We start from the raw sequence: 2115 nt of genomic DNA on the forward strand, positions 1-2115 counted from the left end.
AATTTGTTCATGTTTTTCCCTCACAATTGTCTTCCGTAAGAGGACTACTTTTGAGACTATCATAACATATTGAGAGAGCGAATCCAAAGTTTTGGTATAGCCCATTATACCAAATTACATTTGGTGTGGGCTCTGCGAGACCTCGTTGGCTTCGCCAAATCACGCCACAGCGTGATAAAGACCAGGGGCTTTGCCCCACACCCCACAAGGGGAACTCTTCCCCTTGACCCCATCGATCCAACTCCCCAACCCCTCAATCCTTGAGGGGCTTCCTCGCCGGTTGGCGTCCCCAAAACGGTTCGTTTTGAGGAACTACCAAGAGGATGGAAAATCGGTTGCACGTGTCCATTCCTTAATGCTCCTTTCATGGATCAGCATAAACCGCTGAACCATTCCAGTCCGCTTACCATTGACACTTACCGCTTATTTTTCTTCTCCCAATAGTCGTTTTGCGAGTTATTTCAATCATTCATTAAATCCTTTATCAAACTCTTAATTCTAAATTAATTAAAAAATAAAAAGACTAATTAGTACTTATCTATTTAGTACTAATTAGTCTTTGTTTTATCCTGTATTTAAGTTCTTTTTTATACTGTTTATTATTGCAAAGGTGGATACTTTAATTTTTTCATCTCTATTTCAGTAAGTCCACTTCCACCCCACATTTTTTTCTTTATCGCTTTTTCAGAATTAAAGTAAGCTTGAAAATTAACTTTTTTATCTTGATAAGAATATTCATAATAAATATCAGGATTTTCTCCTTCCACATAAACAGCAAGCCAATATCCGCCCATTTTAAAGTCTTTATGAAAATCAATATATTTCAACTGACTTTCTTGTATTCCTTGTCTAGCAATGTAATTATATATAGATTTTTTCGCCTGTACTCTATTAAATAAAACAAAACTAACCACTAAAACTATTGATATAAAGATAGCCATCATTATTAACATCTTTTTTTTTTCAAATTCAATCCTCCTAAATTATTTATTAATATGTTTTTACTAATGACGGTCTATATGCTGAAGTAAAAGTATCAATTAAACCATAAGGAGTTACGATTCCACTAACCGCTTGCATAACATTTCTTGAACCAGAACCAAAATAGAGTGCTTGAAATACTAATTTAGAACAATAAGTTGGATTTTTTTGATACAGATGTGTATCGATACCATAATCTAAATAAACATTTTTAGTTGCACTTCCAGTAGTGGAATAAAAATTTCTATCAGCATATCTAGCTACATCTCTAGCAAGTGTTTGATCTTTTAATCGATAAACCTTAATCCATTTTCCTGACGCAGTATATTTTTGCATCCAATTAGATGTAGATAATTGTTGATTTCCTTGGCCAGCACCAGGCATATGTAAAATATAATTATCACCATTAGCAATAGCTGCATGTCCTACTATACCTGCTGAACTAGTTGCGTTTGTTATAAATATATCTCCAGCTTTTAAAGTAAATCCACCCCAACTTCCTCTTGGAGTCACGTCATCAAAAAGTTCAATATCTCCCGTTGGTGCTTGTCCATAATTATTTAATTTTAACCATTCATTATAAGATAACGGTTCTAGAAAAACACCTTGTTTTAAACCATCTTGATATATAGGCATAAATTCTTCTTTATTTTGTTTTAACCATTCATTATAAGATACACTATTTTGATCTAAAACACCTTCTTGAATTGCTTGATTATAAAGAGATTGATAATCAATAATTTCCTCAGCAGCAAACGCTTTCAAGTTAAAACCACAAATAAAAAATAAAATAGCAATAAAACTAATTAATAATTTTTTCATAAATTGTCTCCCTAAATAATTATTATATTTCGGTAACCTTTTATAAAGGTAACACGATTTTCAAATTCAAAATGTAAATACTTGTGACAAAAAACATACAAATATTTATTAGCTAAATAATGTAATTCTCCCTTGTTTTTGGGTGTGAGTGCTGGCTAGTCGTGTGGGGGCTAAACCCCACATAGCGTTGATACATATGGAAAAAGAATCATGCTTTGAACGGAAGAATTGGCGGTTCGGCTGGTACAATTGCTAGCCCAAGTCGAGCAACTTAACCCCGTTTTTGGTCTGTTCGGCTTGGCGAAAGCTAAA

Annotated in this window: 2 protein-coding genes; both read right to left on the reverse strand. The window is 33.6% G+C overall.

Annotated elements, in window-relative coordinates:
- Positions 1-599: 599 nt before the first annotated feature.
- Entirely contained in the window at positions 600-953 is a 354-nt protein-coding gene (locus CQ064_RS33005) for a DUF3139 domain-containing protein (protein ID WP_160147609.1), read from the reverse strand.
- 37 nt (positions 954-990) lie between these two features.
- Entirely contained in the window at positions 991-1803 is an 813-nt protein-coding gene (locus CQ064_RS33010) for a C40 family peptidase (RefSeq protein ID WP_000734781.1), read from the reverse strand.
- Positions 1804-2115 lie beyond the last annotated feature (312 nt).

Source organism: Bacillus sp. MYb78 (assembly GCF_002975115.1).
GTDB lineage: Bacteria > Bacillota > Bacilli > Bacillales > Bacillaceae_G > Bacillus_A > Bacillus_A cereus.

Bases quoted from the DNA above. Each gene is read 5' to 3' on its own strand.
- CQ064_RS33005 (WP_160147609.1), bottom strand. From the start codon at position 953: ATGTTAATAATGATGGCTATCTTTATATCAATAGTTTTAGTGGTTAGT.
- CQ064_RS33010 (WP_000734781.1), bottom strand. From the start codon at position 1,803: ATGAAAAAATTATTAATTAGTTTTATTGCTATTTTATTTTTTATTTGT.